This is a genomic window from Thiomonas delicata (genome assembly GCF_900088825.1).
In the GTDB taxonomy this organism is placed as follows: Bacteria; Pseudomonadota; Gammaproteobacteria; order Burkholderiales; family Burkholderiaceae_C; genus Thiomonas_A; species Thiomonas_A delicata.
In genome coordinates this window covers 216,691-241,265 of record NZ_LT592171.1, presented here as the reverse complement: position 1 = coordinate 241,265, position 24,575 = coordinate 216,691, and the positions used below count along the sequence as shown (strand labels likewise).

23 protein-coding genes are annotated in these 24,575 nt (G+C 67.1%); 16 read left to right on the top strand and 7 right to left on the bottom strand.

Annotated elements, in window-relative coordinates; all coding sequences use genetic code 11:
* Positions 1–100: 100 nt before the first annotated feature.
* Entirely contained in the window at positions 101–397 is a 297-nt protein-coding gene (gene rpsT, locus THIARS_RS10645) for a 30S ribosomal protein S20 (RefSeq protein WP_094160924.1), read from the bottom strand.
* 97 nt (positions 398–494) lie between these two features.
* Between rpsT and murJ the strand changes: the two genes are divergently transcribed.
* Both murJ and THIARS_RS10635 read left to right on the top strand, forming a co-directional pair.
* The gene (murJ, locus tag THIARS_RS10640) at positions 495–2,042 is read left to right on the top strand and encodes a murein biosynthesis integral membrane protein MurJ (RefSeq protein WP_094160923.1); all 1,548 of its coding nucleotides are present in this window, start codon (positions 495–497) and stop codon (positions 2,040–2,042) included.
* Between the two features lie 97 nt (positions 2,043–2,139).
* Positions 2,140–2,511 carry a TraR/DksA family transcriptional regulator gene (locus THIARS_RS10635; protein ID WP_094162072.1) on the top strand — a complete coding sequence of 124 codons (372 nt, stop codon included), beginning with the start codon at positions 2,140–2,142 and terminating at the stop codon, positions 2,509–2,511.
* Between the two features lie 51 nt (positions 2,512–2,562).
* Here THIARS_RS10635 and purM read toward each other — a convergent pair whose 3' ends face one another.
* On the bottom strand, positions 2,563–3,597 hold the full coding sequence (gene purM, locus THIARS_RS10630) for a phosphoribosylformylglycinamidine cyclo-ligase (protein ID WP_094162071.1): 1,035 nt from the start codon (positions 3,595–3,597) through the stop codon (positions 2,563–2,565).
* Positions 3,598–3,761: 164 nt separating this feature from the next.
* On the opposite strand from purM, the gene THIARS_RS10625 reads away from it, so the two are divergent.
* Genes THIARS_RS10625 through folK form a run of 5 tightly spaced genes read left to right on the top strand, consistent with a single transcriptional unit; the run spans position 3,762 to position 8,210 of the window.
* Positions 3,762–4,826 (top strand): AI-2E family transporter, encoded by a 1,065-nt coding sequence (locus tag THIARS_RS10625; RefSeq protein WP_094160922.1) that lies wholly within the window; start codon positions 3,762–3,764, stop codon positions 4,824–4,826.
* Positions 4,823–5,563, top strand: a complete 741-nt coding sequence (hda, locus tag THIARS_RS10620; RefSeq protein ID WP_094160921.1) for a DnaA regulatory inactivator Hda — start codon at positions 4,823–4,825, stop codon at positions 5,561–5,563. The genes THIARS_RS10625 and hda overlap by 4 nt, the downstream gene beginning before the upstream one ends.
* A 10-nt stretch (positions 5,564–5,573) precedes the next feature.
* Positions 5,574–6,251 carry a histidinol-phosphatase gene (locus THIARS_RS10615; RefSeq protein ID WP_094160920.1) on the top strand — a complete coding sequence of 226 codons (678 nt, stop codon included), beginning with the start codon at positions 5,574–5,576 and terminating at the stop codon, positions 6,249–6,251.
* The gene (gene pcnB / locus THIARS_RS10610; protein WP_094160919.1) at positions 6,248–7,678 is read left to right on the top strand and encodes a polynucleotide adenylyltransferase PcnB; all 1,431 of its coding nucleotides are present in this window, start codon (positions 6,248–6,250) and stop codon (positions 7,676–7,678) included. The genes THIARS_RS10615 and pcnB overlap by 4 nt, the downstream gene beginning before the upstream one ends.
* 10 nt (positions 7,679–7,688) lie before the next feature.
* Positions 7,689–8,210, top strand: coding sequence for a 2-amino-4-hydroxy-6-hydroxymethyldihydropteridine diphosphokinase (gene folK, locus THIARS_RS10605; protein ID WP_094160918.1), 522 nt, complete (start codon positions 7,689–7,691; stop codon positions 8,208–8,210).
* A 2-nt stretch (positions 8,211–8,212) separates the two neighbouring features.
* Here folK and THIARS_RS10600 read toward each other — a convergent pair whose 3' ends face one another.
* On the bottom strand, positions 8,213–8,635 hold the full coding sequence (locus tag THIARS_RS10600) for an NINE protein (protein WP_094160917.1): 423 nt from the start codon (positions 8,633–8,635) through the stop codon (positions 8,213–8,215).
* 57 nt (positions 8,636–8,692) lie between these two features.
* A complete protein-coding gene (locus THIARS_RS10595; protein ID WP_094160916.1) occupies positions 8,693–9,253 on the bottom strand; it encodes a GNAT family N-acetyltransferase in 561 nt (186 codons plus the stop codon).
* A gap of 208 nt (positions 9,254–9,461) precedes the next feature.
* Here THIARS_RS10595 and rpsP point away from each other — a divergent pair, with 208 nt between their 5' ends.
* From rpsP to THIARS_RS10565, 6 genes are all read left to right on the top strand, one after another.
* On the top strand, positions 9,462–9,728 hold the full coding sequence (gene rpsP / locus THIARS_RS10590) for a 30S ribosomal protein S16 (protein ID WP_094160915.1): 267 nt from the start codon (positions 9,462–9,464) through the stop codon (positions 9,726–9,728).
* A 123-nt stretch (positions 9,729–9,851) separates the two neighbouring features.
* Positions 9,852–10,433, top strand: coding sequence for a ribosome maturation factor RimM (gene rimM, locus THIARS_RS10585; RefSeq protein ID WP_094160914.1), 582 nt, complete (start codon positions 9,852–9,854; stop codon positions 10,431–10,433).
* 20 nt (positions 10,434–10,453) lie between these two features.
* Positions 10,454–11,206 (top strand): tRNA (guanosine(37)-N1)-methyltransferase TrmD, encoded by a 753-nt coding sequence (gene trmD / locus THIARS_RS10580; RefSeq protein ID WP_094160913.1) that lies wholly within the window; start codon positions 10,454–10,456, stop codon positions 11,204–11,206.
* Between the two features lie 96 nt (positions 11,207–11,302).
* Entirely contained in the window at positions 11,303–11,668 is a 366-nt protein-coding gene (gene rplS, locus THIARS_RS10575; RefSeq protein ID WP_094160912.1) for a 50S ribosomal protein L19, read from the top strand.
* Positions 11,669–11,801: 133 nt separating this feature from the next.
* The gene (locus THIARS_RS10570; protein WP_094160911.1) at positions 11,802–12,536 is read left to right on the top strand and encodes a CoA pyrophosphatase; all 735 of its coding nucleotides are present in this window, start codon (positions 11,802–11,804) and stop codon (positions 12,534–12,536) included.
* Between the two features lie 9 nt (positions 12,537–12,545).
* Positions 12,546–13,517, top strand: coding sequence for a CobD/CbiB family protein (locus THIARS_RS10565; RefSeq protein WP_094160910.1), 972 nt, complete (start codon positions 12,546–12,548; stop codon positions 13,515–13,517).
* A 34-nt stretch (positions 13,518–13,551) separates the two neighbouring features.
* Here THIARS_RS10565 and THIARS_RS10560 read toward each other — a convergent pair whose 3' ends face one another.
* The 3 genes from THIARS_RS10560 to THIARS_RS10550 all read right to left on the bottom strand — a co-directional run bounded on the left by THIARS_RS10560 (position 13,552) and on the right by THIARS_RS10550 (position 17,176).
* Positions 13,552–14,025: a class I SAM-dependent methyltransferase gene (locus tag THIARS_RS10560; RefSeq protein WP_342747751.1), complete on the bottom strand. Its 474-nt coding sequence runs from the start codon at positions 14,023–14,025 to the stop codon at positions 13,552–13,554.
* Positions 14,026–14,267: 242 nt separating this feature from the next.
* Positions 14,268–16,238: a molecular chaperone HtpG gene (gene htpG / locus THIARS_RS10555; RefSeq protein ID WP_094160908.1), complete on the bottom strand. Its 1,971-nt coding sequence runs from the start codon at positions 16,236–16,238 to the stop codon at positions 14,268–14,270.
* Positions 16,239–16,330: 92 nt separating this feature from the next.
* Positions 16,331–17,176, bottom strand: coding sequence for a TatD family hydrolase (locus tag THIARS_RS10550; RefSeq protein WP_245845885.1), 846 nt, complete (start codon positions 17,174–17,176; stop codon positions 16,331–16,333).
* Between the two features lie 190 nt (positions 17,177–17,366).
* Between THIARS_RS10550 and THIARS_RS10545 the strand changes: the two genes are divergently transcribed.
* The 3 genes from THIARS_RS10545 to THIARS_RS10535 all read left to right on the top strand — a co-directional run bounded on the left by THIARS_RS10545 (position 17,367) and on the right by THIARS_RS10535 (position 24,572).
* Positions 17,367–20,270, top strand: coding sequence for a bifunctional glycoside hydrolase/polysaccharide deacetylase family protein (locus THIARS_RS10545; protein ID WP_094160907.1), 2,904 nt, complete (start codon positions 17,367–17,369; stop codon positions 20,268–20,270).
* Positions 20,270–23,947 carry a tetratricopeptide repeat protein gene (locus THIARS_RS10540; protein WP_094160906.1) on the top strand — a complete coding sequence of 1,226 codons (3,678 nt, stop codon included), beginning with the start codon at positions 20,270–20,272 and terminating at the stop codon, positions 23,945–23,947. Before THIARS_RS10545 ends, THIARS_RS10540 begins: the two co-directional genes overlap by 1 nt.
* Before the next feature lie 70 nt (positions 23,948–24,017).
* The gene (locus THIARS_RS10535; protein WP_094160905.1) at positions 24,018–24,572 is read left to right on the top strand and encodes a penicillin-binding protein activator LpoB; all 555 of its coding nucleotides are present in this window, start codon (positions 24,018–24,020) and stop codon (positions 24,570–24,572) included.
* Positions 24,573–24,575 lie beyond the last annotated feature (3 nt).

The window sequence follows — 24,575 nt, the reverse complement described above, 5'->3', positions numbered from 1 at the left end:
AAGCCCGCAAGGCGTTGCCTTGCGGGCTTTTTGTTGGGCCAGGATCCTGTAAAAAAAGCTCGCTTGGGTTGTCAAGCGCGGACGCCGGCCTGTTCTGTCGTCAGGCCGCCATGGCCTTGAGCGCTGCGTTCAAACGGCTCTTGTCGCGCGCCGCCTTGTTCGGGTGAAAAAGGCCTTTGCGTGCGATGGAGTCCAGAACCGGAACCGCCGCCTTGTACGCTTCGGCAGCCTTGCTCTTGTCGCCAGCGGCAATGGCCTTGCGCACCGATTTGACGGCAGTACGAAAGCGCGAACGCATGGCAGCGTTGGCTGCATTGAGCTTGATGTCCTGACGCGCGCGCTTGCGCCCGGAGGGCGTGCGGACGCTCTTCTTTTTCGCTTGCGCGGATGTCGCCATGAAGGAAGTCCTCGAAATTCGTTTGGAAAACCGAACATTATACCCGGCCGCGCCTCATTCTCAAAGAACCGATTCCGACCTGCCTATAATCGCCGCGGTGAATCTGCTCAAGGCCGCCTACACCGTTTCCCTGCTCACCCTCGTCTCCCGCATCACCGGCCTGTTGCGCGAGGTTCTGGTGGCACGGTATTTCGGCGCCAGCGCCTGGACGGATGCCTTCAACGTCGCGTTCCGCCTGCCCAATCTGCTGCGCCGCCTGTTCGCCGAGGGCGCATTCTCGCAGGCCTTCATCCCCATCCTCGCCCAGTCGCGGGCCCAGGACTCCGAAGCGGCCAACCGCAAATTGATCGATGACGTCGCCACGTCGCTGGCCTGGATCCTGGCTGCGGTGAGCCTGGGTGGCGTGCTGATCGCGCCGGCGCTGGTGTTCCTCACCGCATCGGGCCTTCACCCGGCGGCATTCGACGCCGCGGTATGGATGACGCGCCTGATGTTTCCCTACGCCGGCCTCATCTCGCTGGTCGCCCTGTCGGCCGGCATCCTCAACACCTGGAAGCATTTCACCATCCCCTCGCTGACCCCGGCCCTGCTCAATCTATGCGTGATCGCCGCGGCGATCCTTCTGCACCGGGTCATGCACCCACCCATCTACGCGCTGGCCGTGGGCGTGGTGGTCGGCGGCGTGCTGCAGCTGGCGCTGCAATGGCCGGCGCTGAAGCGCTATGCCGTGTTGCCGCGCATCCACATGAATTTCCTCGCGGCCTGGCGCTCGCCGGGAGTCAAGCGGGTGGTCAAGCAGATGCTTCCGGCCAGCATGGCGGTATCGGTGGCGCAGGTCTCGCTGGTCATCAACACCCAGATTGCCTCGCATCTGCGGCCCGGCAGCGTGTCATGGCTGGCGTACGCCGACCGGCTCATGGAATTCCCGACCGCATTGCTCGGCGTGGCCCTCGGCTCCGTGCTACTGCCCAGTCTTTCACGCGCCCACGCCGCCGACGACCCGCGCAGCTACAGCCAGCTGTTGGACTGGGGTCTGCGCCTGACCCTGCTGCTTGCGCTTCCCTGCGCCGTGGCCCTTGGGGTGTTCGCCAAACCGCTGATCGCCATCCTGTTCAACTACGGCCACTTCAACGCCTTCGACGTGGACCAGACCACCACGGCGCTGCGGGCCTACGGCCTCGGCCTGATCGGCCTGATCGGCGTCAAGATCCTGGCTCCGGGCTTCTATGCCAAACGCGACGTACGCACGCCGGTGAAGCTCGCCATCGTCGTGCTGGCCGGAACCCAGTTGATGAACCTCGCCTTCGTGCCCTGGCTGGCCCATGCGGGACTGGCGCTGGCCATTTCCTGCGGCGCGCTGCTGAACGCCGCGCTGCTGTTTCGCGGCCTGCGCAAACGCGGCAGCTACAAGCCTGAGCCGGGGTGGGCGGCTTTCGCCGCCAAGGTCGCTCTGGCGCAGATGCCGCTGGCGCTGATCCTGTACTGGGGCGCCAGCCATTTCCCATGGGCCGACTGGGGCGGGCCCTTCGGCCACTGGAAACGCCTGGGCACGGCGTTCGGCTTGATGGGCGCGGCCGCGGCGGCCTATTTTTCGTCCCTTGCCCTCACCGGCATGCGGCCGGGAGATTTCCTGCGCCGGGAGTAGCGGCATGGCCCGGAGCCGGCTTGCCGCAGATCAAGGCCGATTTGCCGCCGCGGGGCACAATGGGCAGCTTGGATCAAGCTCATCGATGGAGGCCGACATGCCGTTGACCCTGGAGCAACAACATAGCCTGGAGCAGGCCCTGCGGCAGCGCCGCGGCGAAGTCCTCGCCGAGTTGCGCGACGAGACCCGTGCCGAGGACGGCTCCATGGCCCTACCAACCCATCGCAGCGAGGCGGGAGACGAAGCGGCCACCGATGCCATGGATGCCGTGGATATGGCCCAGGCCCTGCGCGATGCATCCGAACTGCAGCGCATCGACCTCGCGCTGCAGCGCATGGAAACGGGGCAATACGGCATCTGCCTCGATTGCGGCGAAGACATCGGCCTTGCGCGCCTGCGGGCTGAACCATCGGCGCTGCGCTGTACGGCATGCCAGCTGCGCCACGAAAAAACCTACGCCGGCGACTGACTGCGGCCGCAGCGCTTCCGGCTGGGAGCCGACGCCCTCGTGCGGCGGCCCTCAGACCACGCTCACGGCCGCATCGCCCGTGGCGCGGGATCGAATCGCGCCGATGCGCAGGCATGGCTCACCCGCGTCCGACAGGCGGCGCATGGCGGCATCCGCCTCGGCCGCCGCCACGACCAGCACATAGCCAATGCCGCAATTGAAAGTGCGCAGCATCTCCGGCTCGGGTATGCCACCCTCCTTCTGCAGCCAATCGAACACCTCGGGCTGGCGCCATGCCCGGCGTTCCAGGACGCACTGCAGTCCTTCAGGCAACACGCGCGGGATATTCTCGACCAGGCCGCCGCCGGTGATATGCGCCATGGCCTTCACCTCACAGGTTTGCAGCAGGTCGAGCACCGGCTTGCAGTAGATGCGCGTGGGCATCATCACCGCGTCGCGGAATGGCCGGCCGTCGAGCTGCTCCGGCAAACGCCCTGCGGCCCGCTCGATCACCGCGCGCACCAGGGAATAGCCGTTCGAATGCACGCCGCTGGAGGCCAAGCCGAGCACCACATCGCCGGCTTGCACGGCTTGCCCCGAGATCAAGCGGCTTTTCTCGGCCGCGCCGACGCAAAAACCGGCCAGATCGTACTCGCCGGGCGGATACATGCCGGGCATCTCGGCGGTTTCGCCGCCGATCAGGGCGCATCCGGCCAACTCGCAGCCCCTGGCAATGCCGCCGACCACCTGCGCAGCCACGCCCACCTCGAGCTTGCCGCAGGCGAAGTAATCGAGGAAAAACAGAGGTTCCGCCCCCTGCACCAGCACATCGTTCACGCTCATGGCGACCAGATCGATGCCCACCGTGTCGTGCCGCCCCCACGCGAAGGCCAGACGCAGCTTGGTGCCGACGCCGTCGGTGCCGGACACCAGCACCGGCTCGCGGTAGCGCTTAGGCACCTCGAACAGCGCGCCGAAACCGCCGATACCCGCGAGCACGCCTTCGCGCATGGTGCGTGCGGCCAGGGGCTTGATGACATCCACCAAGGCATCTCCGGCGTCGATATCGACGCCGGCATCACGATAAGTCAGACTTGTTTTCGACATGGTTCGCGTGATCAGCAAGAGGTCGCGGCTCAGCGCCCGGGCTGAACATAAAATGAGAGCGCCATTCTAGGGGGCGGTGCGGCAGCAGCCATCTCCATACGACTGTCCGGACCTCGCCCCGAGCCGCCAGCTACTCTTCCCCACCTTCCGCAAGCCGCCAACCCGTGCAAATTTCCGAAGCCAACAAAATCCGCCTGGCCTGGCTTGTGCTGCTGCTGGGCGCGCTCTGGCTGGCATCCCTGCTCGGCCCTGTGCTCATGCCCTTTCTCGTCGCGCTGACCCTGGCCTATGCGCTGCATCCGGCCGTCGAGCGTCTATGGCGCTGGCGCATTCCGCGCCCTGCGGGCGCGACGATCGCCATCGTGCTGCTGAGCGTGGCGCTGGTGGCCATCGGCAGTCTCATCGTATCCGTGCTCAGCAGCACCCTGCCGCAGTTGCAGCATCAGATTCCCCTGCTGTTGAGCAGCATGAACAACTGGCTGAGCACGCAAGCCGCCCGCCTCGGCCTGCAGACCCAGTTCGATCTGACCAGCTTCAAGCACATGCTCACCCAGTCGCTCTCCGGCAATCCGCAGCGCTGGGCGGGCCAGTTGCTCAGTTCCGCCAGGACCGGCGGCAGCACGCTGATCGTTGTCGCCGGCAACCTGATCCTCATTCCGGTGCTGACCTTCTACCTCTTGCTCGACTGGCAAAGCCTGATGCAACGCGGCTTTAGCTTGGTACCGCTGAACCGGCGCGAGGCCCTGCAGGCTTTTCTTGCCGAGTGCGACAGCATCCTCGGCCGCTACGTGCGCGGCCAAGTTTCGGTGATGCTGATCCTTGCCGCGTATTACGCCATCGGCCTGTCCCTTGCGGGCTTCCAGCTTGCCCTGCCCATCGGCGTGTTCACCGGCCTGGCCGTCTTCGTTCCATACGTGGGCTTCGGACTGGGGCTGCTCCTGGCTCTTCTGGCCGGCGCCCTGCAGTTCCAGAGTTTCTATGCGCTATGGGCCGTGGCGGTCGTCTACGGCATCGGGCAGGTGGCCGAAAGCATGGTCATCACACCGCGACTGCTGGGCGGTCAGATCGGCCTGCATCCCCTGCTCGTCATCTTCCTGCTGCTGGCCTTCGGACAGCTGTTCGGCTTCGTTGGCGTGCTGCTCGCCTTGCCGGCGGGCGCCTTGCTGCTGGTCGTCGTACGCCACGCCCTGGTCTGGTATCGGACAAGCTCCTTGTTTCTGCGCGGATGAGCTCAGGCCGTGGCAGCACCGCCGGCCAGCAGATGCTGCTGGCCCTGCAATGGGACGACGAGCCGACCCTGGAGGCGTTCGAGCCCGGCGCCAACGGCCTGGCACTCGAAGCCCTGACCAAGTTGCTCGCGGGCGGTGAAGGCAGTTCCGTCTACCTCTGGGGTCCGGCGGCCAGCGGCAAAAGCCACCTGCTCCGGGCCGCCTGCCGGGCCGTTCAGCGGGCCGGGAACTGGGCTCTGTACCTCACGCCGCAAAGTCCGCCCTCGCATTGGCCGGCGCTCGACGCGTTCGCCAGAACCGGCCCCGCGGCGCTCCTGGCCATCGACGACGTACAGGCCTGCGCCGCCTGGCAGCAAGACCTCCTGTTCGGCCTGTTCAACGCGGCCAGGCAGTTCGGCGTGAGTTTCCTGGCGGCCGGCGACGCCGCGCCCGCCCAGTTGGAATTGCGTGCCGACGTGCGCACCCGGCTGGCCTGGGGCCTGGCTCTCGCGCTCGAACCCTTGGACGACGCGGCGAAGCGGCGCGTGCTGCAATCCCTGGCGGCAAGGCGCGGCTTCGACCTGCGCGACGACCTGAGCCGTTATATTCTCAGCCACCATGCCCGGGACATGGCCTCGCTGGTCGATCTCGTCGCCCGACTCGACGCCTACGCGATGCAGCAAGCCCGCGCCACCAGCATTCCCCTGCTCAAGGCCATGCTGGCCGATGCCGGCTCCGCCCCCACCATCAAGCCCTGAATCACCTCGCATGCCCAACCGCAATCTGGCGCTGTTCGACCTCGACAACACCCTCCTTCCGTTCGATTCGGATCATGCCTGGGGTGAGTTCTGCGTGCATCTCGGCTGGACCGACGGGCCGAAGCACCGGCAGACCAACGACCGTTTCTATGCCGACTACAAGGCGGGCACCCTCGACCTCGACGCCTACCTGCGCTTTTCCCTGGCCCCCCTCGTCGGGCGGCCGCCCGAAGTCCTGGCCAATGCGCATCGCGACTTCATGCATCAGGTCGTGCTGCCGCAGATCCGCCCGTCGGCCCTGGAACTGGTGCGCAAGCACCAGCAAGCCGGCGACTTGTGCTGCATCGTGACGGCCACCAACGACTTTGTCACGCAGCCCATCGCCGAGGCCTTTGGCGTGCCGCATCTGATCGCGGTGCAGACCGAGCGCGACGCGCTGGGCCGCTATACCGGCGGCTGGCACGGCGTGCCTTCGTTCCGGGAAGGCAAGATCATCCGCACCACGCAATGGTTGGCCGCGCAGAAATTGGACTGGAGCCACTTCGACCAGACCTGGTTCTATTCCGACTCGATCAACGACCAGCCCCTGCTCGAGCATGTCACCCATCCCGTGGTGGTCCATCCGGACCCCCGGCTGGCCGAACTCGCCCGCGAGCGCGGCTGGCCCGCCCTTGAACTGTTTCCATGATCCGCAAACTCATCACCCGCCTGCTCAACGGCAAATCGCGCTCCGTCAAAACGCTCGGCAAGCGCGTTGAAATCGGGCGCGCCCAGCATCAAATCGACGCCTCGCGCCTGCCGAATTCCGCGCTCACGGTGGTGCGCACGCTGCAGCAGGCCGGCTTCGAGGCCTATATCGTCGGCGGCGCGGTACGCGACCTGCTGCTGGGCCTCAAGCCGAAAGATTTCGACGTCGCTACCAACGCCACTCCAGAGCAGGTCAAGCCGCTGTTCCGCCGCGCCTTCCTCATCGGCCGACGCTTCCGCATCGTGCACGTGATGTTCGGTCGCGAGATCATCGAAGTCTCGACCTTCCGCGCCACCCTCGAGGCCCAGACCAGCCCCACCGTGGACGGCGACGAACGCAATACGCACGAACTGGCCGGCAAGCACCATGCCGTGGATGCCAGCGGCCGCGTGCTGCGCGACAACGTCTGGGGGCCGCAGGACCAGGATGCCGCCCGGCGTGACTTCACCGTCAACGCCCTGTACTACGACCCCACGCGCGACATCGTGGTCGACTACCACCATGGCCTGCGCGACCTGAAGGCGCGCACCCTGCGCATGATCGGCGACCCCGCCACGCGCTATCGCGAGGACCCCGTGCGACTGTTGCGCGTGGCGCGCTTCGCCGCCAAGCTGGCCTTCGCCATCGATCCGTCCACGCGCGCCCCGATCGCCGAACATGCCGAGTTGTTGCGCAACGTGCCGTCTGCGCGGTTGTTCGACGAAACCATCAAGCTGCTGCAAACCGGCCATGCCCTGGCCTCGCTGGACCAGTTGCGCCGCCTCGGCTTGCATGCCGGGCTGCTGCCGCTGATCGATCTGGCGCTCAGCCAGCCACAAGGCGAGGCCTTCGTCATGGCCGCGCTGCGGGACACGGATGCGCGCATCGCCGAGGGCAAGACCGCCAGTCCCAGCTTCCTCTTCGCCTGCCTGTTATGGCCCCAGGTCAACAGCGAGTGGGTCGCCTTGCAGGCCGAGGGGCTTCCCGCCATCGCGGCCCTGGACCAGGCCGCCGACGCGGTGCTGAGCGCGCAGGCCGAACGCCTGGCGATCCAGCGCCGCATCAGTGTCGACATGCGCGAAATCTGGTCGCTGCAACCCCGTCTGGCGCGCCGCACGCCGCGCTATGTGCATAGCGCGCTGGAGCATCCGCGGTTCCGCGCCGCGTTCGACTTCCTGCTGTTGCGCGCGCAAACCGGTGACGCCGACCCCGAACTGGCCAGTTGGTGGGAAAGCTTTCAGGAGGCCGACGACGCCGCACGCGCGGAACTCATCGAGCGCGCCGGCCGCGCCAGCCCCGATCCGGCCAAACGCAAACGCCGTCGCCGCAAAAAGCCCGCCGCGGACGGCGGCGAAGTCAAGCCAGCCGAGCCCGACGCAACGCCCTGAACAGGCAGCCATGCGCATCTCGCCCGATATCGCGCTCATCGGCCTGGGCGCCAACCTGGGTGATGGCGCGGCGACGATCCGGGCGGCACTCGCCGAATTGGAGGCCTTGCCCGCATGCCAGCTCCTGCTGGCATCCGGCCTGTACCGCAGCGCTCCGGTGGATGCGCAGGGCCCCGACTACTGGAACGCCGTCGCCGCGCTGCGGTGCGGGCTCGCCCCCGGGCAATTGCTCGAGCATCTCCAGCGCATCGAGCTGGAACATGGCCGTTTACGCCCGACGTCCGTACGCAATGCCCCGCGCACCCTCGATCTCGATCTCCTCTTGTTCGGTTCCCGGCGCGTACAAACCGCGCAGCTGACCCTGCCCCATCCGCGCATGCATCTGCGCGCATTCGTGCTGGCGCCGTTGGCGGAAATCTGGCCCGATTGGACCCTGCCCGACGGCGAGCCCGTGCATGAGGCCGTCAAGAGACTGCAGGCCGCGGGACAGATTCTGCAGCGCGCCGGACCGCTCGCGGTCGCGCCACGCTGATTTCAACGCGACTGGAACACCTGCTGCAAGCCGAAGGCCAGGCCGCCCATCAGCGCGGCCGTGCCGATGAGCAGGGCGAAGATGACCACCAGAACCGCCCCCCAGCCGCTGGACGTCCGCCTTCCCGCACCCGCATTCCGTGTCGCGTCCCAGCGCGCGTCCGGGGTCAGGCCGATCAGGATCGCCTGGAAAAGCGCCAGTCCGACGATGAGTCCCAGCCACGGCAGCGCCACGCGGGCAATGAAGTCGTCGACGCCGAAATCGATAAAGCGCGCAGCGCCCCAGACCCCCAGGGCGAACAGCGCAACATGCAGCCAGCCCAGCGTGTCGCGCCAGCCCTTGAGATAGAAACGATGCGCGCCGACGACGCCGAGCAACAAGGCCAGGGAGGCGGCCAGGGTCTTGGATTTGAATGTTTGGGTCATGGGGCCAGCCTACGAAAGGGAAAAGGCCGATCGGAAAGACGGCCTTGGTCGGGCCATTCAGGCTTGGGCAACACCTGACGGCGCAGCGCCGGCTCCGGCGCCGAGAGCTTTCTGCATCAGCACGACATCAAGCCACCTGCCGAACTTCCATCCGACAGCCGGCATGACGCCGCAATGCGCGAACCCGTACCGCTGATGCAGGGCCACGGAGCCCTTGTTCGCCGAATCGCCGATCACGGCAAGCAATTGGCGCGCCCCGGCGGCCTCGCAGGCATCCAGCAGGTGTTCCATCAGCGCCGAACCCAGCCCCAGGCCGCGCTGCCGCTCGTCGATATACACCGAGTCCTCCAACGTCCAGCGATACGCTTCGCGCTCGCGAAACCAGTTGGCGTAGGCATATCCGGCAACCGCGCCATCGCGCTCGACAACCAGCCACGGCAAGCCGCGGGTACGGACCAGCTGCAAGCGCCGGCGCATCTCGGGCAGATCGGGCGGCTCGATCTCGAAGGTTCCGGTCCCATGCAGGACATGGTGACGATAAATGCTGGTCATGGCCTCCAGATCCGCTTCGGTGGCGGCCCGGGTACTGATTGAATGCGTTGAATGCGTGGCGGCCATAGTCTTGTCGTGATTCAGTTGGTTATAATGGCGAGTTTACTGGGCTGGCCACATCGCATACATTGCTGCATGAGCGTTTGCCGCGTGCCTCCATGTGCCTGCAGCTAGCCGCCGCTAATTTTCGATTCAGCATGTTTTCGCAAAACCGCCCCGCAATCCTGGCGGCAGCTGTTTCGATGCGTTTTCAGATCCCTTAGGAATTGAAGCAATGGTCGTCATCCGTCTTTCACGCGCAGGTGCCAAGGGGCGCCCTTTCTATCACATCGTGGCCACCGATTCCCGCAATCGCCGCGACGGCCGCTACCTCGAGCGCCTGGGTTTCTACAATCCCGTCGCCCGCGGTCAAGACCAGCCGCTGCGCATCGAAATGGAACGCCTGAACTACTGGGCCGGCGTGGGCGCGCAACTCTCTCCCACCGTGGAACGACTGGTCAAGCAATCCAAGCAAGCCGCTCCGGCTCAGGTTGCCGCCTGAGTCACCGGCCACAGCCCACGCCCCGTTTTCAGGGGTGTGCCGCGGCGAGCTTGCCGATTTGAAGCCCGCTGCGATGTCAACGCGACACCGCAAGCTCGTTCTTGCGGTGTTTTGTTTTGTGCCATGACCCAATCCGCCTCCCGTCCCGCCGAGAACCCAACCGGGCCAGACGTCTGGCCCGACGGCCTGATCCAGATCGGCCACGTGCTGGATGCCTGGGGTACCCAAGGATGGGTCAAGATCGCCCCGCAATCCAGCGAACCCGCCGCGTTGCTGAAGGCGCGCCAATGGTGGATGCAATCACCCCAGGGACGCCCCCTGCAGCAGGCCCGAGTCGGGGTACGCCTCTGTCGGCGGCACGCGCAATTCGTGGTGGCCCTGCTCGATGGCACGACCTCGCGCACGCAGGCCGAGACCCTCAAGGGCTGGACCATCCATGCCCGCCGCGAGGATTTTCCGCCTGCGCGTGAAAACGAGTATTACTGGGTCGATCTCATCGGTTGCACGGTCCGCAACCGCGAAGGACTGGACCTGGGCACCGTGAGCGGCCTGCTCGACAGCGGCGCGCAATCCATCCTGCAACTGCAAACCACGGTTGACGACCGCCAGCGCGAACGCCTGATTCCCTTCGTCGACGCCTATATCGTGGAAGTCGATATCGACGCCCGCCGCATCGTCGCCGACTGGCAACCCGACTACGACTGAAGCACGTCAACCGTCCAGCCATGCCGCGCTTCGATGTCCTCACCCTGTTCGGGGCCTATTTCGAACCTCTCAAAACCGAGGGCATCTGCCGACGCGCCTACGATTCCGGCGCCATGCGGGTGCAGACCTGGAATCCGCGCGATTTCACCTCGGACGCGCATCAAACCGTGGACGACCGGCCCTATGGGGGCGGGCCCGGCATGGTCATGCTGTCGGAGCCCCTCGAACAAGCCCTGCGGGCAGCCCAGGCGTCGCGCCAGACGGCCGGCCTCGACCCAGCCCCGGTCTTGTTGTTTTCGCCTGCCGGCACACCGCTAGATCAACGCCATGTCGCACGATGGGCGCAGTCCCCTGGCGCGGTCCTGGTCTGTGGGCGCTACGAAGGCATCGACCAGCGTTTCATCGATCGGCACGTGGACGCCGAAATCAGCCTCGGGGACTATGTGCTGTCAGGCGGCGAGATCGCGGCCATGGCCTTGCTCGATGCCGTGGCCCGCTTGCAACCCGGCGTGCTGGGCTGCGCTGATTCCGCGCAGCAGGACAGCTTCTCGGATGGCCTGCTCGACTGCCCTCACTACACCCGCCCCCCTTCGTACGCCGGGCTGCAGGTCCCGGAAGTCCTGCTGTCGGGCGACCATGCGCGCATCGCCCGCTGGCGGCGCGACCGCATGCTCGAACTGACGCAGCGGCGCAGACCCGATCTCATTGCGGCCATGCGCAACCAAGGCCGGCTGAGCGCGCGGGACGAGGATGTCCTGGCGGATCTGGTTTAAAATAAGCGGTTTTTCGATCCTCTGCGCCGCGACAACAAAGCCTGGCTTGCGCCAGGCAACCCATCCACAGCGGACGCAAGATCATTGGAGCCCCCCATGAGCAGTCATTTGATTCAACAACTCGAGCAGGAAGAAATCCAGCGCCTGACCCAAGGCAAGGCCATCCCCGAGTTCTCCCCCGGCGACACGGTCATCGTCAGCGTCAACGTGGTTGAAGGTTCGCGCAAGCGCGCCCAGGCCTACGAAGGCGTCGTCATCGCCAAACGCAACCGCGGCCTGAATTCCAACTTCATCGTACGCAAAATCTCGTCCGGAGAAGGCGTCGAGCGGACCTTCCAGCTCTACTCGCCGATGATCGCCTCCATCGAGGTGAAGCGCCGCGGCGATGTGCGCCGCGCCAAGCTCTACTACCTGCGCGGGCGCACCGGCAAGTCCGCGCGCATCAAGGAAAAACTGGCCTAAGCCATCCCATGCTGATCCAGCCTGCCCCATACGTGGCGGCGAGGACGACGCGCAACACGCAAACAGCCGGCCGATGCCGGCTGTTTGCTTTGGGCACGCCAGGGGTGGCCCGACGTTTCCTTGAAAGCAAGCGATGAACGCCAGCGCCGGAGCGGGCCCTCGCCCCCCATTCGACCCGGAACAGGTTCCCCTGGTCCGTGCCGAGACCGACCTTCCGGCCGTCCATCCCGCGCGCTTGCAGGCGCACTGGCTGCGCTCGCGCTTTGCGCAACCGCTGAACTGGGAGCCCGAGGTCTTCGAAGACGTCTCGTTTTCACGCCAGACACCCACCCGCGAGGCCTCTGTGCTGGTGCCGCTGGTGGAGCGCCGGCAAGGACTGCATCTGTTGCTCACCCGCCGCAACGCCCAGTTGCAGGTTCATGCGGGTCAAATCAGTTTTCCCGGCGGAAGCCGCGACCCGGCTGATTCGAGTCCGGTGTATACGGCGCTGCGCGAAGCCGAGGAAGAAATCGGTCTGCGTCCCGACCAGGTGGAGCCCCTGGGGTCGATGCCGATCTACACCACCGTCACCGGCTACGCCGTCACGCCTGTGGTCGCGATGATCGACCCCCAGGCCCGGCTACGGCTGCAGCCCAGCGAAGTGGCCGAAGTCTTCGAGGTGCCGCTCGAATTCCTGATGAACCCGAAGCACCATGAGCTGCGCACCTGGGATGTGCAAACCGGTCTGCCAGCGCCGGCATCGATGACCAACGTCACGCGACGCGCCTTCTACGCCATGCCCTGGATTGCGGCCGATGGGCAACGCTATTTCATCTGGGGCGCCACGGCGGCGATGATCCGCAACCTCTACCGATTGCTCATCGCTTAGCATGCGGATATGGCTTTTTTTTCCGTCTTGCTCGCCCTGCTCCTTGAGCAGATCAAACCCTTAGGGCGCTTGAGCGTGGTCTACGGCGCCCGCAAGGCGCTGACCGATTTCGCCGCACGCAATTTCGACGCGGGTGAACGCAGGCATGGCCTGGCCGCCTGGTTCATCGCCGTTCTGCTGCCGGCGCTGCTGTCGCTCCTCGTGTACTGGGCGGCCTTGCGGGTGCACATCCTGCTGGCTTTCGCCTGGAATGTCGTGGTGCTGTATTTCACGCTCGGATTCCGGCAATTCAGCCACTACTTCACAGACATTTCGGATGCCCTCAACCACGGCGACGTGCCAGGCGCACGAGCCACGCTCAAGCAATGGAAAGCCCTGGATACCGTGGAAATGTCGGCGGATGACGTCACCCAGCAGACCATCGAGCATGCGTTGGTGGCCGCGCAGCGTTATGTGCTCGGGGTGTTTTTCTGGTTTTTGCTTCCCCTGGGGCCCGCTGGCGCCGTGCTCTACCGCATGGCCGAATACACGGCGGGCAAGTGGAATGCCAACGACTCCGACGCCAGCCCCTGGCTGCGCGACTTTGCAACCCGGGCTTTCCACGTGCTCGACTGGCTGCCGGCGCGGCTGACAGCGGCCGGCTACGCGGTGGTCGGCAATTTCGAGGAGGCGGTGGACATGTGGCGCAACTATGCGCGACTGTGGCCCGACAGCAATACCGGGGCCATGCTGGCCGCAGCAGCTGGTGCCGTTGGCATTCGCCTGGGCGCCACGGCCCAGCATGCGGTGCCCGAACCCGGCGAACAGGCATGGTCCAGCGCCATCGATGCCGAAGCACAACCTGCCGGAATCCAGCCGCAGATGCCTGGCGATGTGCCGACTTCCGCACATCTGCGCAACGTCGTGGGGCTGGTGTGGCGCTCGGTCCTGCTATGGATGCTGCTGCTTGCCGTGGTCACCATCACGATGTGGGTGTCCTGATCCCCAGGCCGCGAGGCGGTCTTGCCGCGGCCTGCTACTGAACCTGGCGCGGACGGAAGCAAAAGGCCTCGATTCGCGCGGGCGGCAAGTTGCGCCACACCACATGCGCCTGATCGCGCTCGAAGCCATGCGCCAGGTTCTGGTAGCTGCCGCGCAGGGCGTAGCTGAACTGGATGAACACGGTACCCGGATCCGAAATAAGCGCCACCTGATCCAGGATCTGGCGCACCACCGGCCTGGGCAGGCTGCGCAGCGGCAGGCTGGACACGATGGCACGCACCGGCTGCTGACGCAAAACATCGAAACGGCTCAGATGCATGGCGTCGCCCTGGATGAGTTGCACCCCAGGAAAACGCTTGGCCAGAAGCGCGGATAGCGCCGCCGAGCGCTCGACCAGCACCAGATCTTGGGCGGCGACACCTTGGTTCAGCAATGCGGCCGTCACCGCGCCAGCGCCGGGGCCTAATTCCAAGACAACACCGTCGCCCTGTGGCACCAAGCTGGCCATGCGCCGTGCCAGGAACGGAGAACTGGGGCAGATCGCCCCGATTTGGCGCGGATTACGAACGAATTCCCGCATGAAATGCCAGTATCCCGCCGCTCGCCTGTTGACCGACTGCTTGTTCGCCTCTTTCATCCTCGTTGTCATGGCCGCCTTGAAGGGCGGCTAGATCCTGAACAGCGGCCAGTTTAGCGAGCCAGACTTAGGGCTGGCCGCTGGCGCCAAACCCATGGCAACGGAGGTTTGAGTCAGGCCGCGCGTACGAGCCACTGGTTCACGCGTCGCACGTAGGCGGCCGGGTCTTCGGGCATGCCGCCTTCGGCCAGCTGCGCCTGGTCGAACAGGATGCGGGACAGGTCGTCGAACGCTTCGGCCTGGGCTGCATCCCCCTTGTCGAGTTCGGACTGCAGACGCTGCACCAGCGCATGCGCCGGATTGATTTCCAGGATGGGCTTGGACTTGGGCGCCTCCTGTCCGGCCTGGCGCAACAGCCGCGCCAGATGCCCGCTGACGTCGCCCTCGGCGACGACCAGGCAGGCGGGCGATTCCACCAGCCGGGCGCTGATGCGCACGTCCTGCGCCATGCCGTCCAAGGCCGTTTTCATGCGCGCGAGCAAGGCCTGATGCGTCTGCGCGGCCTCCTCGGCCTGCTTCTTTTCCGCCTCGTCCTGCAATGCGTCCAAGCTGGCGGCGCCGCGCGCCACCGATTGCAGCAGCTTGCCCTCGAATTCGCGCAAGCTGCCGAGCATCCACTCGTCCACCCGATCGGTCAGCAGCAGCACTTCCACGCCCTTGCGCTTGAACACCTCAAGCTGAGGGCTGGAGCGCGCAGCACGCGGCGTATCGGCGGTGATGTAGTAGATCGCCGTCTGTTCGGGTTTCATGCGCGCCACATAGTCGGCAAGGCTCGTGGTCTGCGCGTCGGACTCGGCGGCCGTGGAGGCGAAGCGCAACAGCTTCGCCAGGCGCTCGCGGTTGGCGAAGTCCTCGCCGATGCCCTCCTTGAGCACCTGGCCGAATTCCTGCCAGAAGGTCGCGTACTTGTCGCGCTGCGCCTGGTCCTCGCTGCCCGCCAGGTCTTCCAGCAGCGAAAGCACACGCTTCGTGCAACCTTCGCGAATGGCGCGGATATCGCGGCTTTCCTGCAGCAACTCGCGCGAAACATTGAGCGGGAGATCGGAGCTGTCGACCACGCCGCGCACAAAGCGCAGATAGGTGGGAAGCAGGCTGGTGGCGTCGTCGAGAATGAACACGCGCTTGACGTACAGCTTCACGCCGGCCATCTGCTCGCGATTCCAGAGGTCGAAGGGGGCCTTGGCCGGGATGTACAGCAGCTGGGTGTATTCGCTGCGCCCCTCGACACGGTTGTGCGTCCAGGCCAGCGGCGCTTCGGCGTCGTGGGCGATCTGCTTGTAGAAATCGATGTACTGCTCGCTGGTGAGTTCGCCCCTCGGCCGCGCCCATAGTGCGGCTGCCTTGTTCACCTGTTCCCAGTCTTCCCGCACGACTTCCGCGGCCTTGTCCTTGTCCCATTCGCGCTTGCGCATCTCGATGGGCAGGGAAATGTGGTCGGAATAACGATTGATGATGCTCTTGAGCTTCCAGGCCGTGAGCAGGTCGCCGAATTGCTGTTCGTCGGCGTCCTCGCGCAGATGCAGGATCACGTCCGTGCCCCGCGCCTCGCGGCGGATGTGCTCGACGCTGAATTCGCCGGTGCCGTCGGATGACCAGCGCACGCCCTGCTCGACCGGCAGTCCGGCGCGACGGCTTTCCACGGTGATGCGGTCGGCCACGATGAACCCAGAATAGAAACCCACGCCGAACTGCCCGATCAGGTTGGCGTCGGCCTTGCGGGCGTCGCCGATCTGCTGCATGAACTCGCGCGTGCCGGACTTGGCGATGGTGCCCAGGTGGTCGATCGCATCCTGCATCGACAGGCCGATGCCGTTGTCGCTCACGGTGATGGTGCGCGCCTGCGGGTCGAAGTCCAGGCGAATGCGCAGATCGCTCTGCCCTTCCCACAACGCCGCGTCGTCGATCGCCAGATAGCGCAGCTTGTCGCAGGCATCGGAAGCATTCGAAACGAGTTCGCGCAGAAAGATGTCCCGGTTCGAATACAGCGAGTGCGCCACCAGGTGCAACAACTGCTTGACCTCGGCCTGGAAGGCATGGGTGTGGCTGCTGGCGGCGGGCGGGCTGGTCGTGGTGTCTGTGCTCATGGCTCTGGATCCAAAACGCTGGGTAGATGGGAAATGATGGTGAGTTCGCGGCTGAAAGCCCGTGACCCCAAATGGTGCCGGAACGGCAAAGTTCAAGTCGGCTGCGCATCCAGCCACGCCGCCAATCGGGGCAAGGCCGCGCGCGCGTTGGCCGTCGTGATGCGGGCCGCATGTTCTGCCGTCCAGCCGCGCAAGGCGGCCAGGGTCTGGGCGATGCGCGGCAATTGTGCCGGCGTGTTGGGCTGCGGCGGCTGCGAACGGGCCAGCCATTCAGGCGGAATGTCGGGTGCGTCGGTTTCCAGCACGAGGTTGGTCTCGGGCAGTTCGGACGCCAGCCGGCGGATGTTGAGCGCACGGGGGAAGGTCATGGCGCCACCGAAACCGAGCTTGAAACCCAGCCCGATAAAACCATCGGCCTGCTGCCGGCTGCCGTTGAAAGCGTGTGCAATTCCACCGGACGCGAACTGCGACCACCCCTGTCGCCGCAGGCCGGCGAGCAGGGTGTCCTGCGACTTGCGCACATGCAGCAGAACCGGCAAGGCGAATTCGCGCGCAAGCCGCAACTGCTGGTCATACCACCAGAGCTGACGCTCGCGGTCCAGTCCGGGGACAAAGAAATCCAAACCGATCTCGCCGATGGCGACGAATTGCGGGTCGTTCATGGCCTCCCGCACGGCCATGCGCACGACCTCGAAGTCGGACTCCACCACCCTGTCGACATACATCGGATGCACGCCCAGCGCGTAGACATGGCCGCTTGCCCGCGCCAGCTCGCGCACCGCGCGGAAATTCCCCGGCTCGACCGCCGGAATCACCACGCAGCGCACGCCGGCCTCGCGCGCCTGGGCCAGCACGGCGCCGCGCGCGCCGGCAAGCTCGGCGGCGTCCAGATGGGCATGGGTGTCGATCCAGGCCGTGGGTTCGGAAAAAATGTTCAATGCGGCGGACACCAGAAGCGGGCCGACCCTGATCAGGGCGCGGCAGATCGAAAACGCGGATTGCGTGAATTTGTTGGCAAATTGTGCTTCACGATGGCCCGCAGCCCGGAAACCCGTCCCCCGCTGACCGACAATACCGATGGCCCGGCACGCTTCTTCCAGGTATCGTGTGCCCACCACTCACGACACCATGAAACGCCGCCAATTCCTGCAAACCCTGCCGCAAAACCGATTCCTGGCCCGATTTCTCACCCGGGCGGGCGGCCTCGCCTCACTCGGCACATGGATTGGCGGCCTGGGCGCTTCGCCGGCCCGGGCGGCCGGCGAAGCGCCACCATGCAACTGCGGCGACTGCCCCTCCTGCCACAGTGCCCAGGCAGGGCAGACGCCGGCCATCGCGTTCTACTACGGCAGCCGTATCCCGCTGGACGATCTGCGCGCTTTCGATTGGGTCGTCCTGGAACCCGAACACGCGCTCAAGCAAGACCCGGAGGTCGTCAAGAACCTGGCGCCCCGGACCCTCGCGCTGGCCTACGTCTCGCTGGGCGAGGTCCGGCCTGACCGCCCTTATTACAACGACATCCCGAAAGCCTGGCTGCCCGGCGACAACCCGGCCTGGGGCTCGCGCGTCATCGACCAGACCGCCGCGGGCTGGCCGCAGTTCCTGCAACAGCGCATCATCGGTCCGCTGTGGCAGGCCGGCTTTCGCGCCTTTTTCCTCGACACCCTCGATTCCTATCAATTCCTGGCGAAAACCGACGCCGAGCGCAAGCGCCAGGCCACGGCGCTGCAGTCCACCCTGCGCGGCCTGATCGCCGCGTTTCCCGGCATTCGCTTGCTGCCCAACCGCGGCTTCGAGTTGATGGATGCAACCTTGGCCAAGGCCACGCTGGCGGTGGCGGCCGAGTCGCTCTACCGCGGCTGGAATGCGACGAGCAAACAGTTCGTCGAGGTTTCCGAGCCCGACCGCCAGTGGCTGCTTGCGCGTTTCGGCGAACTACGCAGCCGCTACCGGCTAGCCGGCGTGGCCATCGACTATGTCCCTCCCGAGCAGCGCCCCCTGGCACGCGAGACGGCCGGCAAAATCGCCGCCGCCGGCCTCATCCCCTGGGTGGCCGACCCCGCACTCGAAAGCCTGGGTGTCGGCACGGTCGAACTGGTTCCGCGCCGCGTGCTGTTGCTGCATTCCTGCCAAAACGGCGACAGCCCGGAACTGCTCAACCAGAGCGCGCACCTCTACGGCGCCATGCCGCTCGAATACCTGGGACTGGTACCGGAGTATCGATACGTCGGAGCCCCGGCCATCACCGAGCCGCTGGCCGGGCGGTATGCCGGCGTGGTGCTGTGGGCGGACCGTTCCGACGTTCCCGACGCCACCGACCGCCTGCTCGCGCGCGCCAGAGCCGAAGGCATCCCGCTGGCCATCCTGGGCCAAGTGGACCCTTCCGTGCTGACGGCCTTCGGCCTGCGTGTCGGCCAGGACGCGCTGCCCGGCCCACTGGCCGTGCAGCGTCAGCCCGGCACGCCGAACGGGGAAATCGTCCCTCTCGTCGCTGCGGCCAACGCGTTCCGGCTCGACGCCGGCCCGGGCAGCCAAGTTTGGCTGCGCGCCACGGCGGCGGACGGCCAGACCATGGACGGCGCCGCCATCACGCCCTGGGGCGGCTACGCGCTGGGCAATTTCGCCGTGTTCAACCTGCCGGGCGATTCGGGCACCCGCTGGTCCGTCGATCCTATCGCGTTCTTCCGCGCGGCGCTGCGCGTGACCGACGCGCCCATGCCCGACATCACCACCCGCACCGGCCGGCGCGTTTTTTTTGTCCATTTCGACGGCGACGGCTGGGTCAACGCCTGCGACCGCCCAGGCTCGCCGCTGGCGTGCGAGGTGCTGGTCACCGAATATCTGGAGAAGTACCGCACGCCCACGCTGGGATCCATCATCGTCGCCGAGGTCAGTCACGAGGGCCTCTACCCCGCCCTCGCCGACCAGGGGCAGAAATGGGCGCGACGCATGTTCGCGCTCCCCCACGTCGAAGCGGGCAGCCACACCTGGAGCCACCCCTTCGACTGGGTCGCCGCCAGCGACGACCACAACCGCGGCACGCCGACCAAGGCGCTGCCCTACGGCAACTACCTGCCGGTGCCGAATTACACCTTCAGCACCGAGACCGAGGTCGTGGGCGCGCGCAACTACATCCAGAACAAGCTCTGCCCTCCGGGAAAACCCTGCGACATGCTCCTCTGGCCCGGCGACTGCAATCCGCCGAACAAGGCCGTTGCGCTCGCCTACAAGGTTGGCATGCGCAACATCAACGGCGGCGGCGCCACGATCACCCGCAGCGAACCCACGTTGTCGCGCGTGTGGCCGATGGGCATCCCCAAGGGTCGCGACTTCCAGGTCTACGCCGCCTGCTCGAACGAGGAGACCTACACCCACAACTGGACCGGCCCCTACTTCGGCTTCGAGCGCGCGATCGAGACCTACCAGATGACCGACAGCCCGCGCCGGCTCAAAGCGCTGGACGTGTATTTCCACCCCTACATCGTCACCAAGCAGGCCGGCGCCATGAGCCTGCACAAGGTCTGGCAATGGGCCATCCGCCAAACCACCCACCCCATCTTCGGCAAACAGTACTCCGACAGCGTGCTCGCCTGGCGCCAGGCCACCGTGGCGGCTCTGCTCGATGGCGGCTGGCGCCTGCGGGGAACTCCGGCGTTGCGGCAATGGCGCGTGGGCGAGCACACGGCACGGCCTGATTTGGAACGCTGCAGCGCCATTGCCGGACACACCACGCATGCCGGCATGCGCTACGTGCACGCCACAAGCGATCAGGCCATCCTGCGCGTCGGCGGCCAGAGCCCCTTGCCCTATCTGATCGACGCCAACGCCGACATCATCCGCTTCGAGACCATGCCTGGCGGGGGCTGGACACTGGAATTCGCCGGCCACGTCCCGCTCCAGGCCAACTTGACGCTGCCGCCCGGCTGGCGGGTGCAAACCGGGCCTGCCGTGCAAGTCCAGCTCGGCACCGGGACAGCACGCATCGACAGCCGCGACACCCGTGCCGCGTTGCGCATCCTGCCCAAGGCCTGATGTCCAATCCATCCGGACAGCGCCCGCAACGACACCGACAGCGGCTCTCGGTTTCACCCGACGATCCGCGGCGCAGCAGGCTGTTCCCGCGCGGCACCCTCGCCGGACTCGCGCTGATCGGCGCGGCGACGCTGGCGCTGATGTGGCCCGGGCGCGAGCTGATGCAACTGCTGCGCAGCACGCAGGACACCAGCCTCGCCATCGACTACCTCAAGCACCTGCTGCGCCTGCAGGGCGGCAACGCCGACCTGCGCCTGCTGCTGGCGCAGCGCTACATGAGCATCGGCCAGGCACAGCAGGCACTCGCCGCGCTCGAGCCATTGGGCGCCGACCCGCGCGCCGACGCGATGCGCCTGGGCATCTGGCAGCGCCTCTGGTTCGATGCCCGCGCCCGCGGACAGACCGCGCAGGCGCAGCGGGCGCGCGGCGCGCTCGTCGCCCTGCTCGCGCAGACCCAGCCGCGCAATTTCGACGATTGGCGCTCCACACTGCTTCTTCTGCAAGGTCTGGACGACAAGAAAACGATCCAGCGTCTGGCCCCGATGGCGCTGCGCTACACCCCGCTGCCCACACCGGCCGCGCTCGAGACCAGCCAACTGCTGCTCGGGCTCGGTGAATACCGCCTCGCCGCGCAAGTCCTGTTCGCGTCGCTGCCGGCTGCCCGCACCCAGGCGCAGCAACGCGCGCTGCTGCAGCGGGCTGCGCGCGTGCTGCTGGCCTCGGGCGATGCCAAGCAGGCCTACGCCCAGGTCGCCGCCCATGCGCGCGACCTCCCGTCCGATCCGCAACTGGCCTGGGAGCTGGTGCGGCTCGCGCTTGCTGCCGACCGGCCGCAGGACGCGCTGGCCTGGCTGGGCCGCGCCGTGGACCTGAGGCAACCCGCGGCCCAACTCGCACGCCAGCTCGACGCCGCCCAGGCCGAACTGGCGTGGCGGCTGATGCTGGCTTCGACCGATCTGAACGGCGCGCTGCACATCGCCGACGCGGCACTGGCCGCGCCCTACCGCAGCACGGCCTGGGCCCGGCGACGCGCGCAGGTCCTGGAATGGAACAACCAGCCGGATGCCGCCATGCACCAGTGGATGGCCCTGCTGCGTCAACGCATCACGCAAGAAGCCTTGAGCAATGTGCGCCGCCTGGCCGGCAACCTGCATTCCTCCAGCGGCCTCATCGCCTACTGGGAAGCGCGCGCCAGGACGGGCGGCATGACAGCCGGCGACTGGCTGGAGTATGCCCAGGCGCTCGAAAACCAGGGCCACCCACAACAGGCCGTCGCCGTGCTGCGCAAAGCCACGCCGACCCACCCCAGCCTGCTCGGGCCGCTGGCATGGCTGCAGGGCAATATGGGCGAGACGGACGCCTCGCTGCAAACCTATGCGAAGGGTCTGAAACTCGGCGCGCTGGACCTGCGCGCCAGCATCGACTACGCGCTGGCGCTGCTGCAGGCCGGCCAGTTCCAGCAGGCGCGCGACGTCCTCGCGCAAACCCAGCAGGCCCGTGGCACGGACGATCTGCGCGCCACGCACCAGGGCCTGCTGGCCGACATCGACTGGGATCTCGGCGACACGCGCGCGGCGCGCGCCGCCTACGCCAGTGCCTGGAACGCGCCCGCCTTGCGCGGCCGCATGAAGCCGTACCAGGTGGAACGCTTCATCGTGCTCACGCAACAGATCGACGGGCCGGCGGCAGCGCTCGCTTTGCTGCCCAAAGCCTGGGAAATCGCACCGACCAAGTCGCTCGCCATGGACTGGCTGCAGGCGCTGGTCAAGTTGCCCAGCCTGCAGGGCCTGCAGGACTGGACGCGCACGGTGTTCGCCGGTGCGCTGGGCGAGGAACTGAAGCGGGATCCACAGGTTTTCGCGGCGCGCTCCCAGGTCTGGCAGGCGCTGGGCCGGCGCCGCGAAGCCCTGGCCGATCTGCGTGCCGCCGTGCGCCTGGCCCCGGACAACCGCGACGACCAGATCGCGCTGCTCTGGCTGCTGCTGGACATGAACCGCCTCGACGAACTGCGCACGGCGTTCAAGCAGTTCGCCCCCGGTTTGCAGCGCGCGCCTGGCGGCCTGGAGGTGCAGGCCGCCGTTGCGCAGGCGCTGGGCGATTTGCGGCTGGCCGTGGCGCTCAGCCAGCGACTTTACCCACGCAAGCGCCTGGACACCCTGTGGCTGGTGAACTACGGCGATCTGCTCACCCGCGCCGGCCACGCCGTGCGGGCGCAAGCCGCCTACGACCAGGCCTGGCGTTTGCTGCGCCGCGCGCCGGCTGCCTTCGGCACGCGCAAGCCGCACTTGCGCTTCGACGATCTGCTGGCGGCGCTGCGCCTGTCCTACGGGAGGGCTCCGCGGCAGGCGCAGCAGGACATCGTCGCCGCGTTGCGCGCGCGCCTGCGCAGCGGTGCTGTGCCGGCGCAGGCGCGCCAGCAGATGGACGCCGCCATCGCCGACTGGCTGCTGCACCTGGACACCACGGCTCCGGCGCGCTGGTGGCTGGCGCGCGCCGTGCTCACGCGCGCCGACCGCCAGTCGATCGAACTGCAGGTGGCCTTGCAGGAACGAGACCGCGAGCAGGTGCGCGATCTGCTCGACGCCGGCGCCGCGCGCGCCCTGACCCCGATCGACCGCGTCGAGGCCCTGCGCGCCGCCGGCCGCCCGATGCAGGCGCTGCGCCAGGCGGACCGGGTGCTGGAACAAGCCGCCGAACAAGGCCTCAGCAGTCCCGCGCTCGAAGCCCTGGCGCGACAGACCGCGCAGGACCGCATCAACCTCGCCGACCGCACCACCTTGCGCTTTGCCAGCCAGCAGACCGACGCGGTGATGCGCCAGGGGCCGTTGCTGGAACAAAACATCACGCTCGCCCCCGGTCTCAGACTGAGCCTGCATGTCGAGCGTGATCGGCTGAGCACGCGCGACGCCAGCGCCATCACCGGTCTGCCCCCGACCTGGACCGATGCGCAGGCGGGCCTGAGTTGGAAGCACGGCATCATCGACCTCGGCGCCAAGATCGGCCGCAACACCGCGCTGGGCAGCATCACCCCGCTGGAACTGACACTCGGCGCGCCGCTGCCCGGCGGCATGGCCTTGCAGGCGCAGGCCCAACGCCACGCCGTGGCCGACGAATCCGGGGCCCTGCTCGTGGCGGGCCGGCGCGACCGGCTGGCCGTGACCCTGACCAAGACCTTCGGCCGCTTCTGGGCCAGTGTCAGCGAAAGCGACTCGCGCTACGCCACGCGCCTGGGCAGCGACCTCGGCACGGGCCGCAGCACGCAGGTGCAGGCCGGCGTCTGGCTGCGCCAGGGCGAGCCCGATCTGGCGCTCAAGGTGCTCGGCTATTCCAACCAGTTCGCCGCCACGGGAACCCCCGAAGCGTTCTATGCCCGCCTGAACCCGGCCGGCGTGCCCCCGCCCGCCAGCATGTTCATCCCGGCCGGCGACGACGCCTACGGCCTGGGCATCGCGCTGAACCAGCTTGCGGCGGACCGCTACAGTTCGCACTGGCTGCCCTTCGGCGAACTGGACCTGCTGCGCTCGCGCCGCCTGGGCAATACCACCGGCATCAACCTCGGCGTGCAAGGCCCCGTGTTCGGCGGCGACCAACTCTCGCTGCAATACCAGCGCCAGCAGGACACGACGGGATTGAACCGGCAATGGAGCCTCCAGTACCGCATCTGGTTCGGCCCCTGACCCGAGACCCCGCGCCCATGCCCCCCGTCACCGACATCCACGCTCACACCACGCACCACAGGAGTTTCCGATGAACCGTTTCCGCATCTGGATCGCCGCCGGCATGAGTCTGCTGCTGGCCGCCTGCGCCACCACCGCCTTGCCGACGCAAGGTTTGCAAATTCCGGCGCAGGACAAGCTCGCCGTGCTGCCCTTCGCCAACGCCACCGAGGCGCCGCAGGTACAGGACCGCGCGCAGGCCATCACGGTGGCGCTGCTGCGGCAGAAGGGCCTGAGCACCGTCGTCGTCTATCCGCAGGAGCCCTCGGACAATCCGCTGGAGGCGCAGCCGTCGCCGACGGGGGCGCAGACGCTCGACTGGGCGCGCGCCCAGGGCGCAAGCTACGCCCTGTCGGGCACGGTGACCGAATGGCGCTACAAGACCGGCGTCGACAGCGAACCCGCCGTCGGCCTGACCCTGCAGGTCACCGACATGCGCAGCGGCCGGGTGGTGTGGTCGGCCACGGGCGGCCGATCGGGCTGGGGTTACCAGGCGCTGGCCGCGGTCGGCCAGGCGCAGATCGCCGACCTGCTGCGCGGTCTGCACGTGGTCGCCGCGCCGGCCAAGCCCGCAGCCAAACCCTGACCG